The organism is Streptomyces sp. NPDC107454, from assembly GCF_055582885.1.
Genome location: NZ_JBVJPA010000003.1, coordinates 240,220 through 256,693, shown reverse-complemented (window position 1 = coordinate 256,693; position 16,474 = coordinate 240,220). Strand labels below are relative to the sequence as shown.

General features: G+C 69.6%; 13 protein-coding genes. 4 read left to right on the top strand and 9 right to left on the bottom strand.

Annotation, left to right across the window (positions count from 1 at the left end):
* Positions 1 to 2 precede the first annotated feature (2 nt).
* Genes pgi through tkt form a run of 5 tightly spaced genes read right to left on the bottom strand, consistent with a single transcriptional unit; the run spans position 3 to position 7,502 of the window.
* Entirely contained in the window at positions 3 to 1,652 is a 1,650-nt protein-coding gene (gene pgi / locus ACZ69M_RS08775) for a glucose-6-phosphate isomerase (RefSeq protein WP_470047943.1), read from the bottom strand.
* On the bottom strand, positions 1,645 to 2,583 hold the full coding sequence (gene opcA, locus ACZ69M_RS08770; RefSeq protein WP_470047941.1) for a glucose-6-phosphate dehydrogenase assembly protein OpcA: 939 nt from the start codon (positions 2,581 to 2,583) through the stop codon (positions 1,645 to 1,647). Before opcA ends, pgi begins: the two co-directional genes overlap by 8 nt.
* Entirely contained in the window at positions 2,580 to 4,265 is a 1,686-nt protein-coding gene (zwf, locus tag ACZ69M_RS08765; RefSeq protein WP_470047939.1) for a glucose-6-phosphate dehydrogenase, read from the bottom strand. Before zwf ends, opcA begins: the two co-directional genes overlap by 4 nt.
* Positions 4,262 to 5,407: a transaldolase gene (gene tal, locus ACZ69M_RS08760; protein WP_470047937.1), complete on the bottom strand. Its 1,146-nt coding sequence runs from the start codon at positions 5,405 to 5,407 to the stop codon at positions 4,262 to 4,264. Before tal ends, zwf begins: the two co-directional genes overlap by 4 nt.
* A 19-nt stretch (positions 5,408 to 5,426) precedes the next feature.
* Entirely contained in the window at positions 5,427 to 7,502 is a 2,076-nt protein-coding gene (gene tkt / locus ACZ69M_RS08755) for a transketolase (protein ID WP_470047935.1), read from the bottom strand.
* Positions 7,503 to 7,648: 146 nt separating this feature from the next.
* On the opposite strand from tkt, the gene ACZ69M_RS08750 reads away from it, so the two are divergent.
* Positions 7,649 to 8,560, top strand: a complete 912-nt coding sequence (locus ACZ69M_RS08750; protein WP_470047933.1) for a helix-turn-helix transcriptional regulator — start codon at positions 7,649 to 7,651, stop codon at positions 8,558 to 8,560.
* A gap of 85 nt (positions 8,561 to 8,645) precedes the next feature.
* On the opposite strand, the gene ACZ69M_RS08745 is transcribed toward ACZ69M_RS08750, so the two are convergent.
* From ACZ69M_RS08745 to ACZ69M_RS08730, 4 genes are all read right to left on the bottom strand, one after another.
* Positions 8,646 to 10,031, bottom strand: coding sequence for a glycoside hydrolase family 16 protein (locus ACZ69M_RS08745; RefSeq protein ID WP_470047931.1), 1,386 nt, complete (start codon positions 10,029 to 10,031; stop codon positions 8,646 to 8,648).
* Positions 10,032 to 10,217: 186 nt separating this feature from the next.
* Positions 10,218 to 11,477 carry a L,D-transpeptidase gene (locus ACZ69M_RS08740; RefSeq protein WP_470047929.1) on the bottom strand — a complete coding sequence of 420 codons (1,260 nt, stop codon included), beginning with the start codon at positions 11,475 to 11,477 and terminating at the stop codon, positions 10,218 to 10,220.
* A 190-nt stretch (positions 11,478 to 11,667) separates the two neighbouring features.
* Positions 11,668 to 12,435 carry an IclR family transcriptional regulator gene (locus ACZ69M_RS08735; RefSeq protein WP_352047631.1) on the bottom strand — a complete coding sequence of 256 codons (768 nt, stop codon included), beginning with the start codon at positions 12,433 to 12,435 and terminating at the stop codon, positions 11,668 to 11,670.
* Complete coding sequence (locus ACZ69M_RS08730) at positions 12,432 to 12,860, bottom strand: MarR family winged helix-turn-helix transcriptional regulator (protein WP_067361645.1); 429 nt, start codon at positions 12,858 to 12,860, stop codon at positions 12,432 to 12,434. Before ACZ69M_RS08730 ends, ACZ69M_RS08735 begins: the two co-directional genes overlap by 4 nt.
* Before the next feature lie 293 nt (positions 12,861 to 13,153).
* Between ACZ69M_RS08730 and ACZ69M_RS08725 the strand changes: the two genes are divergently transcribed.
* From ACZ69M_RS08725 to menE, 3 genes are read left to right on the top strand one after another with little or no spacing between them, the layout of a single operon-like run.
* Positions 13,154 to 14,071, top strand: coding sequence for an SDR family NAD(P)-dependent oxidoreductase (locus ACZ69M_RS08725; protein WP_388301798.1), 918 nt, complete (start codon positions 13,154 to 13,156; stop codon positions 14,069 to 14,071).
* On the top strand, positions 14,071 to 14,943 hold the full coding sequence (locus ACZ69M_RS08720; RefSeq protein WP_470047926.1) for an amidohydrolase family protein: 873 nt from the start codon (positions 14,071 to 14,073) through the stop codon (positions 14,941 to 14,943). The genes ACZ69M_RS08725 and ACZ69M_RS08720 overlap by 1 nt, the downstream gene beginning before the upstream one ends.
* Before the next feature lie 10 nt (positions 14,944 to 14,953).
* Positions 14,954 to 16,462: an o-succinylbenzoate--CoA ligase gene (gene menE / locus ACZ69M_RS08715; protein ID WP_470047924.1), complete on the top strand. Its 1,509-nt coding sequence runs from the start codon at positions 14,954 to 14,956 to the stop codon at positions 16,460 to 16,462.
* Positions 16,463 to 16,474 lie beyond the last annotated feature (12 nt).

Genomic DNA, 16,474 nt, shown 5'->3' with positions numbered 1-16,474 from the left:
AGTCACTTCTTTCGGAGGGTGCGGTACGCGGCCACGAGGGCGGCGGTGGAGGGGTCGAGGCCGGGTACGTCGGCGCCTTCGGTGAGCGCGGGTTCGACGCGCTTGGCGAGGACCTTGCCGAGCTCGACGCCCCACTGGTCGAAGGAGTCGATGTTCCAGATCGCGCCCTGGACGAACACCTTGTGCTCGTAGAGGGCGATGAGCTGGCCGAGAACCGACGGCGTCAGCTCGCTCGCGAGGATCGTCGTCGTCGGGTGGTTGCCCTTGAACGTCTTGTGCGGGACCAGTTCCTCGGGCACGCCCTCGGCGCGCACCTCGTCGGGCGTCTTGCCGAAGGCGAGGGCCTGGGTCTGCGCGAAGAAGTTCGCCATCAACAGGTCGTGCTGGGCGGCGAGTTCGGGCTCCAGCTCGTCCACCGGGTTGGCGAAGCCGATGAAGTCGGCCGGGATCAGCTTCGTGCCCTGGTGGATGAGCTGGTAGTAGGCGTGCTGCCCGTTGGTGCCGGGCGTGCCCCACACCACCGGACCGGTCTGCCACTCCACCGGGTCGCCCTCGCGGTCCACCGACTTGCCGTTGGACTCCATGTCCAACTGCTGCAGGTACGCCGTGAACTTGGACAGGTAGTGCGAGTACGGCAGCACGGCGTGCGACTGGGCGTCGAAGAAGTTGCCGTACCAGACACCCAACAGGCCGAGCAGCAAAGGCGCGTTGGCCTCGGCGGGCGCGGTGCGGAAGTGCTCGTCGACGAGCCTGAACCCGTCGAGCAGCTCCCGGAACCGGTCCGGGCCGATCGCGATCATCAACGACAGGCCGATCGCCGAGTCGAAGGAGTAGCGTCCGCCGACCCAGTCCCAGAACCCGAACATGTTGGCCGTGTCGATACCGAAGTCCGACACCTTCCCGGCGTTCGTCGACAGCGCCACGAAGTGCTTGGCGACCGCCTTCTCGTCACCGTTCAGCGCGGCGAGCAGCCAGGTCCGTGCCGAGGTGGCGTTGGTGATGGTCTCGATGGTGGTGAACGTCTTCGAGGCGATGATGAACAGCGTCTCGGCCGGGTCGAGGTCGCGGACGGCCTCGTGCAGATCGGCGCCGTCCACGTTCGACACGAACCGCACGGTCAGCGAGCGGTCGGTGAAGGCCCGCAGCGCCTCGTACGCCATCGCCGGACCGAGATCGGAGCCGCCGATACCGATGTTGACGATGTTCTTGATGCGCTTGCCGGTGTGACCGGTCCACTCGCCGGCGCGGACCCGCTCGGCGAAGTCGGCCATCTTGTCGAGCACGGCGTGTACGCCAGGCACGACGTTCTCGCCGTCGACCTCGATCACCGCGTTCCGGGGGGCCCGCAGGGCGGTGTGCAGCACCGCCCTGTCCTCGGTGACGTTGATCCTCTCGCCGCGGAACATCGCGTCCCGCAGTCCGAACACGTCCGTGGCGGTGGCCAGTTCCTGGAGGAGGGCGAGGGTCTCGTCCGTGATCAGGTGCTTGGAGTAGTCGATCCGCAGATCGCCGACCCGCACGACATAGCGCTCGGCGCGGGCGGGATCGGCGGCGAACAGCTCACGCAGCCGCGGGTGGAGCAGACCGTCCGCGCGGTGGTCCTCCAGGGCCACCCACTGCGGACGCCGCGTGAGCTTGGGGGAGTCAGACATGACGGGGGGTCTCCTTGGTGCCGTTCTCGCCCCGCAGGGCGACGGCGTACATCTCGTCCGCGTCGAGGCGGCGCAGCTCCTCGGCGATCAGCTCGGAAGTGCTGCGCACCTTCAGCGCGAGGGTGCGGGAGGGCTGCCCGGGCAGCGACAGTGTGGCCAGCGGTCCTTCGGGCCGGTCGATCACGATCTCGCCGTTCTCCGTGCCGAGCCGCACCGCGGTCACCACCGGACCGGCGGTGACGACCCGCTCGACCGGCACGTCGAGCCGAGCGCCCAGCCAGCGGGCGAGCAGCTCGGCGCTCGGGTTGTCGGCCTCGCTCTCGACGGCGGCCGAGATCACCTTCGTACGGGCCTGGTCGAGCGCGGCGGCCAGCATCGAGCGCCAGGGCGTCAGTCGGGTCCACGCCAGGTCGGTGTCGCCCGGCGCGTACGAGTTGACGCGGGCCTCCAGGGCCGTGAGCGGTGCCTCGACGGCGTACATGTCGGTGATCCTGCGCTGCGCGAGGGCGCCCAGCGGGTCCTTGGCGGGTACGGCGGGGGCGTCCACCGGCCACCAGACGACGACGGGCGCGTCCGGCAGCAACAGCGGCAGGACCACGGAGTCGGCGTGGTCGGACACCTCGCCGTAGGTCCGCAGCACGACGGTCTCACCGGCACCGGAGTCGGCGCCCACCCGGACCTCGGCGTCGAGACGCGAGTTGGTGCGGTCGCGCGGGGTGCGGGCGTGTCGCTTGATGACGACCAGGGTGCGCGAGGGGTGCTCGCGCGAGGCCTCCTCGGCCGCCTTGATCGAGTCGTACGCGTTCTCCTCGTCGGTGACGATGACCATCGTCAGGACCATGCCCACGGCGGGGGTGCCGATGGCGCGGCGCCCCTGCACGAGCGCCTTGTTGATCTTGCTTGCCGTGGTGTCGGTCAGGTCGATCTTCATGGCCTGCGCCAGCTCCGTCCGTCTCGTGCGAGCATCTCGTCGGCTTCCTTCGGACCCCAGCTGCCCGAGGGGTACTGCGCGGGCCTGCCATGGGTCTCCCAGTACTCCTCGATCGGGTCGAGGACCTTCCAGGACTCTTCCACCTCCTGATGACGGGGGAAGAGATTGGCATCGCCGAGCAGGACATCCAGAATCAGCCGTTCGTACGCCTCCGGGCTGGACTCGGTGAACGACTCGCCGTAGGCGAAGTCCATCGTGACGTCCCGGATCTCCATCGACGTACCCGGGACCTTCGATCCGAAGCGCACCGTCATGCCCTCGTCGGGCTGGACGCGGATGACGATCGCGTTCTGGCCGAGCTCCTCGGTGGCGGTCGAGTCGAACGGTGAGTGCGGGGCGCGCTGGAAGACCACCGCGATCTCCGTCACCCGCCGGCCGAGGCGCTTGCCGGTGCGCAGGTAGAAGGGGACGCCCGCCCAGCGGCGGTTGTCGACCTCCAGCTTGACGGCCGCGTAGGTGTCGGTCGTCGACTTGGGGTCGATGCCCTCCTCCTGCAGATAGCCGCGCACCTTCTCGCCGCCCTGCCAGGCCGCCGCGTACTGGCCGCGCACGGTGTGCTCGCCCAGGTTCTCCGGCAGCTTCACCGACTTGAGGACCTTGAGCTTCTCGGTCAGCAGCGACTCGGCGTCGAAGGCGATCGGCTCCTCCATGGCGGTCAGCGCCATCAGCTGGAGCAGGTGGTTCTGGATCACGTCACGGGCCGAACCGATGCCGTCGTAGTAGCCGGCCCGGCCGCCGATGCCGATGTCCTCCGCCATGGTGATCTGCACGTGGTCGACGTACGACCGGTTCCAGATCGGCTCGTACATCTGGTTGGCGAAGCGGAGCGCCAGGATGTTCTGGACGGTCTCCTTGCCGAGGTAGTGGTCGATGCGGAAGACCTGCTCCGGGTCGAACACATCGTGCACGAGCGCGTTCAGCTCGCGTGCGCTCTCGAGGTCGTGGCCGAACGGCTTCTCGATGACCGCGCGCCGCCAGGAACCCTCCGGCGGGCTCGCGAGCCCGTGCTTCTTGAGCTGCTTGACGACCTTCGGGAAGAACTTCGGGGGCACGGAGAGGTAGAACGCGTAGTTGCCGCTGGTGCCCCGGGCCGCGTCCAGTTCCTCGATGGCGGAGCGCAGCTGCTTGAACGCGGTGTCGTCGTCGAAGGTGCCCGGGATGAACCGCATGCCTTCGGCGAGCTGCTGCCAGACCTCCTCGCGGAACGGGGTGCGCGCGTGTTCCTTCACCGAGTCGTGCACGATCTGCGCGAAGTCCTCGTCCTCCCAGTCGCGGCGGGCGAACCCGACGAGCGAGAAGCCCGGGGGCAGCAGACCGCGGTTGGCGAGGTCGTAGACGGCCGGCATCAGCTTCTTGCGGGACAGGTCGCCGGTGACACCGAAGATGACGAGGCCCGAGGGGCCCGCGATACGGGGGAGGCGGCGGTCACGGGGGTCACGGAGCGGGTTCTCCCATTCCGCCACCGGAACGAGGCCCAGGCTCTTGGCCTCCGCCTTCACACCGACCGCCTTCACGTCGACCGGCTTCACACCGTCCGGTTCCACGGTCGTGTCACCAGATCCCTCCGGCGTGGTGGCCGCATCCTGCGGGGTACCGTCGGGAAGCGCTTCACGCTTCGTCATTCCCCTTCAACTCCCTTGCTGCTCAGCGAGGTCGCGACCGCGTCGAGCAGATCCTCCCAGGCCGCCTCGAACTTCGAGACGCCCTCGTCCTCCAGCTGGTTGACCACGTCGTCGTAGGAGATCCCGAGCCCTTCCACGGCGGCCAGGTCGGCGCGCGCCTGGGCGTAGCCGCCGGTCACCGCGTCGCCGTGGATGTCACCGTGGTCGGCCGTGGCGTTGAGCGTCGCCTCCGGCATGGTGTTGACCGTGCCCGGCGCGACCAGCTCGTCGACGTACAGCGTGTCCTTGTACGAGGGGTCCTTGACGCCCGTCGAGGCCCACAGCGGGCGCTGCTTGTTGGCACCGGCCGGGGCGAGCGCGGTCCAGCGGGCGGAGGCGAACACCTCTTCGTACGCCTCGTAGGCGAGCCGCGCGTTGGCGAGCGCCGCCCTGCCCTTGAGGGCGAGGGCCTCGTCGGACCCGACCTTCGTCAGCCGCTTGTCGATCTCGCTGTCGACGCGGGAGACGAAGAAGGAGGCGACGGAGTGGATGGTGGCGAGGTCGATGCCCGCCGCCTTGGCCTTCTCCAGGCCAGCCAGGTAGGCGTCCATCACCTCGCGGTAGCGCTCCAGGGAGAAGATCAGCGTGACGTTGACGCTGATGCCGAGGCCGATGACCTCGGTGATCGCCGGGAGGCCGGCCTTCGTCGCCGGGATCTTGATCATCACGTTCGGGCGGTCGACGAGCCAGGAGAGCTGCTTGGCCTCGGCGACGGTCGCCCCGGTGTTGTGGGCGAGGCGCGGGTCGACCTCGATGGAGACCCGGCCGTCACGGCCGGCGGTCGCGTCGTGGACCGGGCGCAGGATGTCGGCGGCGGCGCGGACGTCGGCCGTCGTCATCATCCGGACGGCCTCGTCGACCGTCACGCCGCGCTCGGCCAGGTCGCCGAGCTGCTCCTCGTATCCCTCCCCGGAGCCGATGGCGGCCTGGAAGATGGAGGGGTTGGTGGTGACGCCCACCACGTGCCTGGTCTCAACGAGTTCGGCGAGGTTGCCGGAGGCGATACGCCTGCGGGAGAGGTCGTCCAGCCAGATGGAGACGCCTTCGTCGGAGAGGCGCTTCAGGGTTACCGCGGTCGCGGCTGCTTCGGTCACAGTGATCATCTTCCTTCGTGCGATCGGATCAACCGCGGGCGGCGGCGAGGGATTCCCGCGCGGCGGCGGCGACGTTCTCGGCGGTGAAACCGAACTCGGCGAACAGGGTCTTGGCGTCGGCGGAGGCTCCGAAGTGCTCGAGCGAGACAATGCGTCCGTGGTCACCGACGTACCGGTACCAGGTCAGCCCGATGCCCGCCTCGACCGCCACGCGGGCCTTCACGGACGGCGGAAGGACGCTCGCCCGGTACTCCGGGGACTGCTCCTCGAACCACTCCACGGACGGCATCGACACGACCCGGGTGCCGATCCCCTCGGCCTCCAGCAACTCACGCGCCTCGACGGCGAGGTGGACCTCGGAGCCGGTGGCGATCAGAACCAGCTCGGGCGTCCCGGTGGAGGAGTCACGCAGCACGTAACCACCCTTGGCGGCCTCGGAGTTGGCCTCGTAGGTGGGCACGCCCTGGCGCGTCAGGGCCAGGCCGTGCGGGGCGGGCCGGGTGGCGTGCCGCTTGAGGATCTCGGCCCAGGCGATCGCGGTCTCGTTGGCGTCGGCCGGGCGGACGATGTTCAGGCCCGGGATGGCGCGCAGCGAGGCCAGGTGTTCGACCGGCTGGTGGGTGGGGCCGTCCTCGCCCAGGCCGATCGAGTCGTGCGTCCACACGTAGGTGACGGGGAGCTGCATCAGCGCGGACAGACGTACGGCGTTGCGCATGTAGTCGGAGAAGACCAGGAAGGTGCCGCCGTAGATGCGGGTGTTGCCGTGCAGCGCGATGCCGTTCATCTCCGCGGCCATGGAGTGCTCGCGGATGCCGAAGTGGACGGTGCGGCCGTACGGGTCGGCCTCCGGCAGCGGGTTGCCCTTCGGCAGGAAGGAGGACGTCTTGTCGATGGTGGTGTTGTTCGAGCCGGCCAGGTCGGCGGAGCCGCCCCAGAGTTCGGGGATCACCGAGCCGAGCGCTTGCAGGACCTTGCCGGAGGCGGCGCGGGTGGCGACGGACGTACCCGCCTCGAACGCGGGGAGCTTGTCCTGCCAGCCCTCGGGAAGCTGACCGGCGACGATCCGGTCGAACAGCCTGGCCCGCTCGGGCTGCGCGGTGCGCCACTCGGCGATCCGCTTGTCCCAGGCGGTGTGGGCCTCGGCACCCCGGTCCAGGGCCTGGCGGGCGTGGGCGAGGACCTCGTCGGCGACCTCGAAGGACTGCTCCGGGTCGAAGCCCAGGAGACGCTTGGTGGCGGCGACCTCGTCCGCGCCCAGCGCGGAGCCGTGCGAGGCCTCGGTGTTCCGGGCGTTCGGCGCGGGCCAGGCGATGATCGTGCGCATCGCGATGATCGAGGGCCGTCCGGTCTCGGCCTGCGCCGCCGTCAGCGCCGTGTACAGCGCGCGGACGTCGATGTCGCCGTCGGCCGAGGGCTCGATGCGCTGCACATGCCAGCCGTACGCCTCGTAGCGCTTCAGCACGTCCTCGGAGAAGGCGGTGGCGGTGTCGCCCTCGATGGAGATGTGGTTGTCGTCGTAGACGAAGACCAGGTTGCCCAGCTTCTGGTGGCCCGCGAGGGAGGAGGCCTCGGCGGAGATGCCCTCCTCCAGGTCGCCGTCCGAGACGATGCCCCAGATGGTGTGGTCGAAGGGCGACTCGCCCTCCGGCGTCTCGGGGTCGAACAGACCGCGCTCGTAGCGGGCGGCCATCGCCATGCCCACCGCGTTCGCGACACCCTGTCCCAGCGGACCGGTGGTGGTCTCCACGCCCGCGGTGTGCCCGTACTCGGGGTGCCCCGGCGTCTTCGAACCGTGCGTGCGGAACGCCTTCAGGTCGTCGAGGCCGAGTTCGTACCCGGAGAGGAAGAGCTGGGTGTAAAGGGTCAGCGAGGTGTGACCGGGGGACAGGACGAACCGGTCGCGGCCGGTCCACTCAGGGTCGGCGGGGTCGTGTCGCATCACCTTCTGAAAGATCGTGTACGCGGCCGGGGCCAGGCTCATCGCTGTGCCCGGGTGACCGTTTCCGACCTTCTGAACGGCGTCAGCGGCCAGGATGCGGGCGGTGTCGACCGCCCGGCGGTCCAGCTCGGTCCATTCGAAGCCGTCGGGGCTCTGCGTACTCATCTTCAAGAAGTCCTCACTGGATCGGGAATCGCTGGTGGAACGCCTTCAAACCTAAAAGTCTGACTTTTGCCGGGGAAGGTGCCCGTGTGTCAGCCTTCGGTGAAAATGGGACACGGAGTGCCGGAGCGAGCCGACGCGAGAGGGACATGACAGACAGAACCACCCAAGGCGGTGCGGGGGGCGAAGGCGGGACCCGGGACGGGATCAGGACCTTCCCCTTCCCGGTCGATCTGAGCCTGTCCGGCGTCGGCATGCAGGTCGGCGCGATGGGGAGCGGACGCGTCTGGCACGCGGACGCCCCGCTGGAGCGCGTGCACCGCATCGACTTCCACGTCGTGATGCTCTTTCACGAGGGCCCGGTCAGACACATGATCGACTTCGCCGAGTACGAGGCGTCCCCGGGCGACATCCTGTGGATCCGCCCCGGTCAGGTGCACCGCTTCTCCCGCACCGACCGCTACCGCGGCACCGTCCTGATCATGCAGCCTGGTTTCCTGCCGCGCGCGACCGTCGAGGCGACCGGTCTCTACCGCTACGACCAGCCCCCGCTGCTGCGCCCCGGCGCCGACCAACTGGCCGCCCTGGAGCACTCGCTCACCCAGCTGGAACGCGAGTACGTCGACACCACCACGCTGCCGCTCAGCCTGCACACCTCGGTGCTGCGGCACTCCCTCACCGCGTTCCTGCTGCGCCTCGCCCATCTCGCGGCCAGCTCCGCCGAAGCGGCCCGCGAACAGAGCGACACCACCTTCACCCGCTTCCGGGACGCGGTCGAGAAGGACTTCGCCACCAACCACAGCGTCAGCGCGTACGCCGACGCCCTCGGCTACTCCCGCCGCACGCTGGTCCGCGCGGTGCGCGCGGCCACCGGTGAGACCCCGAAGGGATTCATCGACAAGCGGGTGGTCCTGGAGGCCAAGCGGCTGCTGGCCCACACGGAGATGCCCATCGGGCGCATCGGTGTCGCCGTGGGCTTCCCCGACTCGGCGAACTTCTCCAAGTTCTTCCACCAGCACACGGGCACGAGTCCCGTGGTGTTCCGGGCGGAGCTGCGCTGAGACCGCGCCCAGGAAAGCAGGAAAAGGGGCGGGCCCGCGGGCCCGCCCCGTCACTCCTCGTGCCGCTCGTCGAGGGACCGCCTCGTCAGTGGCCGAAGTCGAACCAGTTGACGTTCACGAAGTCGGCCGGCTGGCCGCTGGTGAAGGTCAGATAGACGTCATGGGTGCCGGTGACCCCGGTGATGTTGGCCGGGACCGTCCGCCAGCTCTGCCAGCCGCCGGTGTTGCCCACCGCGAAACTGCCGACGGGGGTGCTCGTACGGCTGTCGAGGCGCACCTCGACCAGACCGCTGACCCCGCTCGCCGCACCGCTCGCGACCCGCCCGTAGAACTGTGTGGCCGCCGTGGAGCCGAAGTTGACGCCCTTGTAGAGCGCCCAGTCGCCACTGGCCAGCGAGCCGATGTCCTGGCCGCCGCCGGTGTCCGTGGTGGTCTCGGTGCTGGTGCCCGACTGGCTGTCGTACGACTCGGCCTGGATGGCGCTGTAGGCGTCACGGTTGCCGGTCGGAGGCGGCGTGGTACCGCTCCCACTGGCCTGCAGCACCTGGACGTAGTCCACGACCAGCGGGTGGCCGGGCTCGGTGCCGCTGTCCGGACCGCCGCCGAACGCGCCGGGGAAGCCGCCGCCCATCGCCACGTTCAGGATGACGAAGTAGCCGTGGTTGGTGGCGTTCGCCCAGGTGGTGGCGTCGACCTGGTTCGCCTTGACCGTGTGGAAGTTGACGCCGTCGAGGTAGAAGCGGATCTCCTCGGGGCTCGTCGAGCGGTCCCACTCCATGGCGTACGTGTGGAAGCCGGCCTGACACGTGGTGCCGGCGCACGGGGTGTTGCCGCCGATGCCGCTGGTCTCGTTGCACGGGCCGCCCGGGTTGGTGCCGCAGTGCATGGTGGCCCACTCGGTGTTGAGGCCCTGGACGTTCTCCATGATGTCCAGCTCGCCTACGCTCGGCCAGTTCTGGTAGTTGCCGCGGTAGGGCGCGCCCAGCGTCCAGAAGGCCGGCCAGTAGCCCTTGGCGGCGGCGCCGGTCACGTTCGGCATCTGGAGGCGTGCCTCGACGCGGAGTTTGCCGCCCGCGGGTGGCTGGAAGTCGGTGCGGGTGGTCTCGATACGGCCCGAGGTCCAGTTGCCGGAGGCGTCCCGGCGCGGGGTGATCAGCAGGTTGCCGTTGCCGTCGAGCGCCACGTTGTTGGTGCTGGAGGTCATCGTCTCGACCTCGCCGGTGCCCCAGTTGGCGGCGCCGCCCGGGTAACTGGTGCCGGTGTCGTACTGCCAGTTGGAGGTGTTGACGCCGGAGCCGGCCGCCCCGTTGAAGTCGTCGACGAAGACCTGGGACCAGCCGGCCGGGGGAGTGGGCGCGGACGCGTTCGCGGGGAGGACCGCGGCCACGGCCAGGGTCAGGGTGCCGACCGCGGCCAGTATGACGCGCCGCAGGGGGCCGCGTCTGACAGGTGTGCCGGAGGGTTCACTCATGAATGCCTCTTCGGTACGGAGTGGGGGTGCGCGGGTGCTGCTGAGAGCGCTCTCAAGCAAGGTGCGCGGCCAATGTGCTCTCTGTCACTCCGACCGTCAAGAGGTAAAGCCGAGAAACTCCTTTCCCTGTGCGGGAGTTCAGGCATTGAAGAGTGGGATGCGGTGGGCCGCATGCCTGCCGTCGCGTTAGAGGGCGCTCCCCGCCCTCCAGTCCGACCAGGACAGGTTCCAGCCGTTGAGGCCGTTGGACGCCTCGACGGTCTTCTCGCCCGAGTTCTTGACGACGACGACATCGCCGAGCATCGAACCGGCGTAGAACTTGTAGCCCGGCACGGAGCTGTCGTTCGCGCCCTTGGCGTCGTGCAGGCCGACACAGCCGTGGCTGGTGTTGGTGGAGCCGAAGACCGAGGTCGAGGCCCAGTAGTTGCCGTGGATGAAGGTGCCGGAGGTGGTCAGGCGCTGGGCGTGCGGGACGTCCGAGATGTCGTACTCGTCGCCGAGCCCGACGGTCGAGGACTCCATCCGGGTCTGCTTGAACCGCTCGCTGATCACCATGATCCCGGACCAGGTGGTGTGGTCGGCGTCGCCGCCGCTCACCGGGTAGGTGGCGAGGGTGGAGCCGTCGCGCTCGACGGTCATGGTCTTCTTCGCCAGGTCGACCGTGCTGATCTGACGGCGGCCGATGTGGAAGGTGACGTCCTTGGACTGGGTGCCGTAGACGCCGGTCGTGCCCTCGACGTCCTTCAGACGCAGGCTCAGCGTGATCTTCGTGCCCGCGGCCCAGTACTCCTCGGGCCGGAAGTCGAGGCGAGTGTCGCTGAACCAGTGGCCGACCACCTCGACCGCGGGCTCCGCCGTCACCGTGATCGCCTTTTCCACGGCGGCCCGATCCTTCACGGCCTCGGTGAAGTTGATCGACACGGGCATGCCGACACCGGAGGTCGAATTCGCCTCGGGCGTGAAATAACCCACGAACGTTTCCGAGGGCTGCTTCGTGACGAAGCTCGCGCTCTGCGCGGCGGCGCCCTTCGGTGTGGCCGTGACCGTGTATTTGGTGCCCGAGTAGGGGTTTTTCGTGGACGTCCATTTCGTACGGGCGTCATTGAAGGATCCGGCCAGGGTGGAGCCGTCGTTTCCGCTGACCTCGACGCTCGCGAGCGTGCCGTCGCTGACGGTGACCTCGACCGGGCTCGTGAAACCGGCCTTCTTCGTGCCGTCGGCCGGGGTGACGGTCACGGTCGGGGTCTTGACCTCGGCTTTCGTGCTCGCGCCCGCCTTCGCGTCCGTTCCCTCCGAGGCGTCCGCCGAGCCGCTGCAGCCCGTGAGGATGCCCACCGCCGGCACGGCGCCGAGGGCGGCCAGCACCCCGCGCCGCGACCAGGCCTGCCGCTCGGACCGGTTCGCCGTCCACCGCTCGGACCGGTTCGAATTCTTCGCGAAGCCCACGGCACGCCTTTCCTGGATGACCACCACGACTGCTGGTGCATCCTGCGCCGCGTTCCTGGGGCGATTCTTTGAAACCCGGGGCTGCCGCCTGAGATTTACGTGAAGACGGCCTGAGAATCGTCCTGAAGGAACGGCGTACGTGCGGCGGGCCAGAAGGGAAATGCTCGCCCTCGTGATACCCCAGGGAGCCTCAGGTGCCCGGCTCGGGTCGTGTCTGCGGCTGCCACCCCAGGGCGCGCGAGATCCCCCGCGCCGCCAGCCGTACCGCCGGAATCAACGCCGGTACCTGAGCGCCGTGTTCGGGGACCACGACGGAGACCGCCGCGACCACCGCGCCGCCCGCGCCGCGCACTGGAGCGGCGACCGACAGGGCGTCGTCGGTGACCTGACGGCTGCTCACCGCCACGCCGGTGCGGCGGACTTCGGCGAGCGTGCGGCGCAGGCGGGCCCCGTCGGTGAGGGTGTGCGGGGTGAACGCGGCCAACGGCCCTGAGCAGTAGGCCTCTTGGGACGTCGAGTCGCCGTGGGCCAGCAGCGCGAGGCCCACGCCCGTCGCGTGCAGGGGCCAGCGGGCGCCCACCTGGATGCGTACACCGACCGCGGAGCGTCCGGAGATCCACTCGATGTAGACGACCTCGGCGCCGTCGCGGACCGCCATCTGCACGTTCTCGTGCGTGGCCTCGTACAGGTCCTCCAGGTACGGCAGCGCGATCTGGCGGAGGGCGAGGCCACGGGGAGCGAGGGCCGCGATCTCCCAGAGGCGCAGGCCCACGTGGTAGACGCCGTCCGCGTCCCGCTCCAGCGCGCCCCAGTCGGTGAGGGCACCGACCAGCCGGTGCGCGGTGGTGAGCGTCAGTCCGGCCCGGCGGCTGATTCCCGTCAGGGAGAGCGCCGGGTGCTGGTGGTCGAAGGCGGCGAGCACGGCGAGCAGACGGTCGGGCGCGGACAACGTGGTCATGAGTTGAGTTCGGCTTCCGCGACCCGTTGCAGGAGCGTGTGCAGGGCGTCCCGCTCGGCGGGGGCGAGCGGCTGGAGCAGGTCGTTCGTGACGCGCAGGCCCGCCTCGTCCGTGTCGCGCAGGAACGCCCGGCCGTCGTCCGTGAGCACGACGATCCGGCTGCGGCGGTCGTCCGGTGACGGACGGCGCTCGGCGAAACCGAGCTTCTCCAGGTCGTCGACGAGTCCGACGATCGCGCTCGGGTCATAGCCGAGCCGCGAGCTCAGCTCCCGCTGGAGCGCGCCCTCGGAGGTGGCCAGGAAGCGCAGCAGCGCGTAGTGGCGCAGCCGCAGCCCCGACTCCTGGAGGAAGGTGTTGAACAGCTGCCCCGAGCGAAGGCCCAGCCGGTACAGCAGATAGCCGGTGTCGGCGTGCAGTCCGCGCATCCACGGCTCCTGGGCGTCGATGGGGACGGGGCCGGTGGCCGGGCTGGTGGCGTGCTGCTGGCCTGCGATGACGGGCTCCCTGGGCCGGGCCCCGGGCGGGGCGGTTCATTCGTGCCGGGTACGGCATGCCGTACTGCGTACAGCATCGCGCCCTACTCCGCACAGCATGCCGCACGGATGAGTCGGCAACAACTATTGACGTCAACAATTATTGTCCTTAGCTTCGATCTCGTAGCCGCAGCTCGGCATCGCAACGCCGCGCTCCGGACCCTCAGCGTCGAAGGGACTCCCTCGTGCCCAGCATCGATCTCACCGGCAAGGTGGCCGTCGTCACCGGCAGCGGCCGTGGCCTGGGCCTGGCCTACGCACACGCCCTGGCGGCCGTCGGCGCCTGCGTGGTCGTCAACGACGTCGACGAGGCCGTGGCCGAGCAGGCCGTGAAGTCCATCACCGCCGCGGGCGGCAAGGCCGTGGCCGAGGTGGTCCCGGTCGGCACCACCGAGGCGGCCGACCGGCTCGTCGCCCGTGCGGTGCGGGAGTTCGGACGGCTCGACATCCTGGTCACCAACGCGGGCATCCTGCGCGACAAGGTGCTGTGGAAGATGACCGACGAGGACTTCGACGCGGTGATCACCACGCATCTGAAGGGCACCTTCACCTGCGCCCGCGCCGCCGCCGTGCGCATGCGCGAGCAGGGCGAGGGCGGCTCGCTGATCCTGGTCGGCTCGCCGGCCGGGCAGCGCGGGAACTTCGGCCAGACGAACTACGCCGCCGCGAAGGCGGGCATCGCCGCCATGGCCCGTACCTGGTCGATGGAGCTGGGCCGCGCGGGCATCACCGTCAATGCGATCGTGCCGGTCGCCGCCACCGCCATGACCGAGACCATCCCCGCGTTCGCCCCGTACGTCGAGGCCATGAGGAACGGCGAGCCACTGCCCGACTTCCTCCGCAAGGGCGAGGGCTTCGGCACCCCCGAGGACTGCGCCGCCCTCGTCCCGTTCCTCGCCTCCGACGCCGCCCGCGGTGTCACCGGCCAGGCCATCGGCATCGGCGGCGACAAGGTGGCACTCTGGTCGCACCCGCAGGAGGTCAGGGCGGCGTACGCGGACGGCGGCTGGACCCCCGACACCCTGGCCGACGCCTGGGCCACGTCGGTCGGCGCCGAGCCGCAGACCGTCGGGATCCCCGCGCCGAAGCTTCCGGAGGCGTGATGGACCTGAACGAACTCGTCGCGATCGACGTCCACACCCACGCGGAGGTGTCCTCGAAGGGCCACGCCTCGCTCGACGACGATCTGCACGAAGCCTCCAGCGCGTACTTCAAGGTCGAGGGCAAGCGGAAGCCCACCCTGGAGGAGACGGCCGCCTACTACCGCGAGCGGAAGATGGCCGCCGTGATCTTCACGGTGGACGCCGAGTCCGCCACCGGCACCGCGCCCGTCCCGAACGAGGAGGTCGCCGAGGCCGCCGCCGCGCATCCGGACGTGCTCATCCCCTTCGCCTCCATCGACCCCTTCCGCGGCAGGGCGGGCGTCAGGCAGGCCCGCCGGCTCGTCGAGGAGTACGGGGTCAAGGGCTTCAAGTTCCACCCCAGCATCCAGGGCTTCTTCCCCAACGACAGGTCGGTGGCGTACGACCTGTACGAGGTGATCGAGGAGACCGGCACCATCGCCCTCTTCCACACCGGGCAGACGGGGATCGGGGCCGGGGTTCCGGGAGGCGGCGGCATCCGGCTGAAGTATTCCAACCCCCTGCACGTGGACGACGTGGCCGCCGACTTCCCGCACCTCAAGATCATCCTGGCGCACCCCTCCTTCCCCTGGCAGGACGAGGCGCTGGCCGTCGCCACCCACAAGCCGGGTGTGCACATCGACCTGTCCGGCTGGTCGCCCAAGTACTTCCCGCCGCAGCTCGTGCAGTACGCCAACACACTGCTCAAGGACAAGGTGCTCTTCGGCTCCGACTACCCCGTCCTCACCCCCGACCGCTGGCTCGCCGACTTCGACAAGCTGACGATCAAGGACGAGGTCAAGCCGAAGATCCTCAAGGAGAACGCCGCCCGGCTGCTCGGGCTGACACCGTAAGGGGCCACAGATGCGCAACGAGGGACTGGGGTCGTGGCCCGCACGCCGGGCCCGCAAGACCCCGCACCGCACCGCCCTGATCCACGGCGGCACCACCGTCAGCTATGCCGAGCTGTACGCCCGCACCACCCGCCTCGCCCACGCACTGCGCGCGCTCGGCCTGCGCCGCGGCGACCGCATCGCCTATCTCGGCCCCAACCACCCCTCCTACCTCGAAACCCTCTTCGCGGCGGGCGCGCTCGGCGTGGTCTTCGTGCCGCTCAACCCCCGTCTCGCCGGACCCGAGATCGCCTACCAGCTCAGCGACTCGGGCGCCAAGGCCCTCGTGTACGCGCCTTCGCTGGCCGGACTCGTCGCGGGGCTGCCGGGCAACGCGGACGTCCGGACGTTCGTCGAAGTCGGCTCCTGGTACGAGGAGTTGATCGACCAAGCCGCCGAGGAGCCGATCGACCAGCCCGTCACCGCCGAGGACATGTGCATCATCATGTACACCTCGGGCACGACGGGCCGCCCCAAGGGCGCGATGCTCACCCACGGCAATCTGACCTGGAACGCGGTCAACGTCCTCGTCGACCACGACCTGATCGCCGACGAACGCGCCCTGGTCTCCGCCCCGTTGTTCCACACGGCAGGGCTGAACATGCTGACCCTGCCGGTGCTGCTCAAGGGCGGCACCTGTGTCCTGGTCGAGTCCTTCGACCCGGCGGCCACCCTCGACCTGATCGAACGCCACCGGATCACCTTCATGTTCGGGGTGCCGACGATGTTCGACCAGGTGGCCCGCCATCCCCGGTGGGCCGACGCCGACCTCTCCTCGCTGCGCATCCTCACCTGCGGCGGCTCACCCGTACCGACCCCGCTCATCGCCGCCTACCAGGAGCGCGGGCTCACCTTCCTCCAGGGCTACGGCATGACCGAGGCCTCGCCCGGCACCCTCTTCCTGGACGCGGAACACGCGGTCGGCAAGGCGGGCTCGGCGGGAGTGCCGCACTTCTTCAGCGATGTCCGGGTCGTACGGCCCGACTTCACGCCGGTCGGCATCGGGGAGACGGGCGAGGTGGTCGTCCGCGGGCCGCACGTCATGCCCGGCTACTGGGGGCTGCCCGACGAGACGGCCGCGGTGCTCGCCGACGGCTGGTTCCGCAGCGGGGACGCCGCCCGGGTCGACGAGGACGGCTATGTCTTCATCGTCGACCGCATCAAGGACATGATCATCTCGGGTGGCGAGAACATCTACCCCGCCGAGATCGAGGACCTGCTCCTCGGCCACCCCGGCATCGTCGAGTGCGCCGTCATCGGAGTCGCCGACGACAAGTGGGGCGAGGTGCCGCGCGCGGTCGTCGTCCCCCGCGAGGGCGTCGAACTCGACCCGGACGAGGTCCTCGCCTCGCTCGCCGGACACCTCGCCAAGTACAAGATCCCGAAGTCGGTGGTCGTCGTGGACGAACTCCCGCGCACCGCCTCCGGAAAGCTCCTCAAGGCCCGTGTCCGTACGCGGTACGGGACCACCGACTCGTAGGCAAGGAAGTGC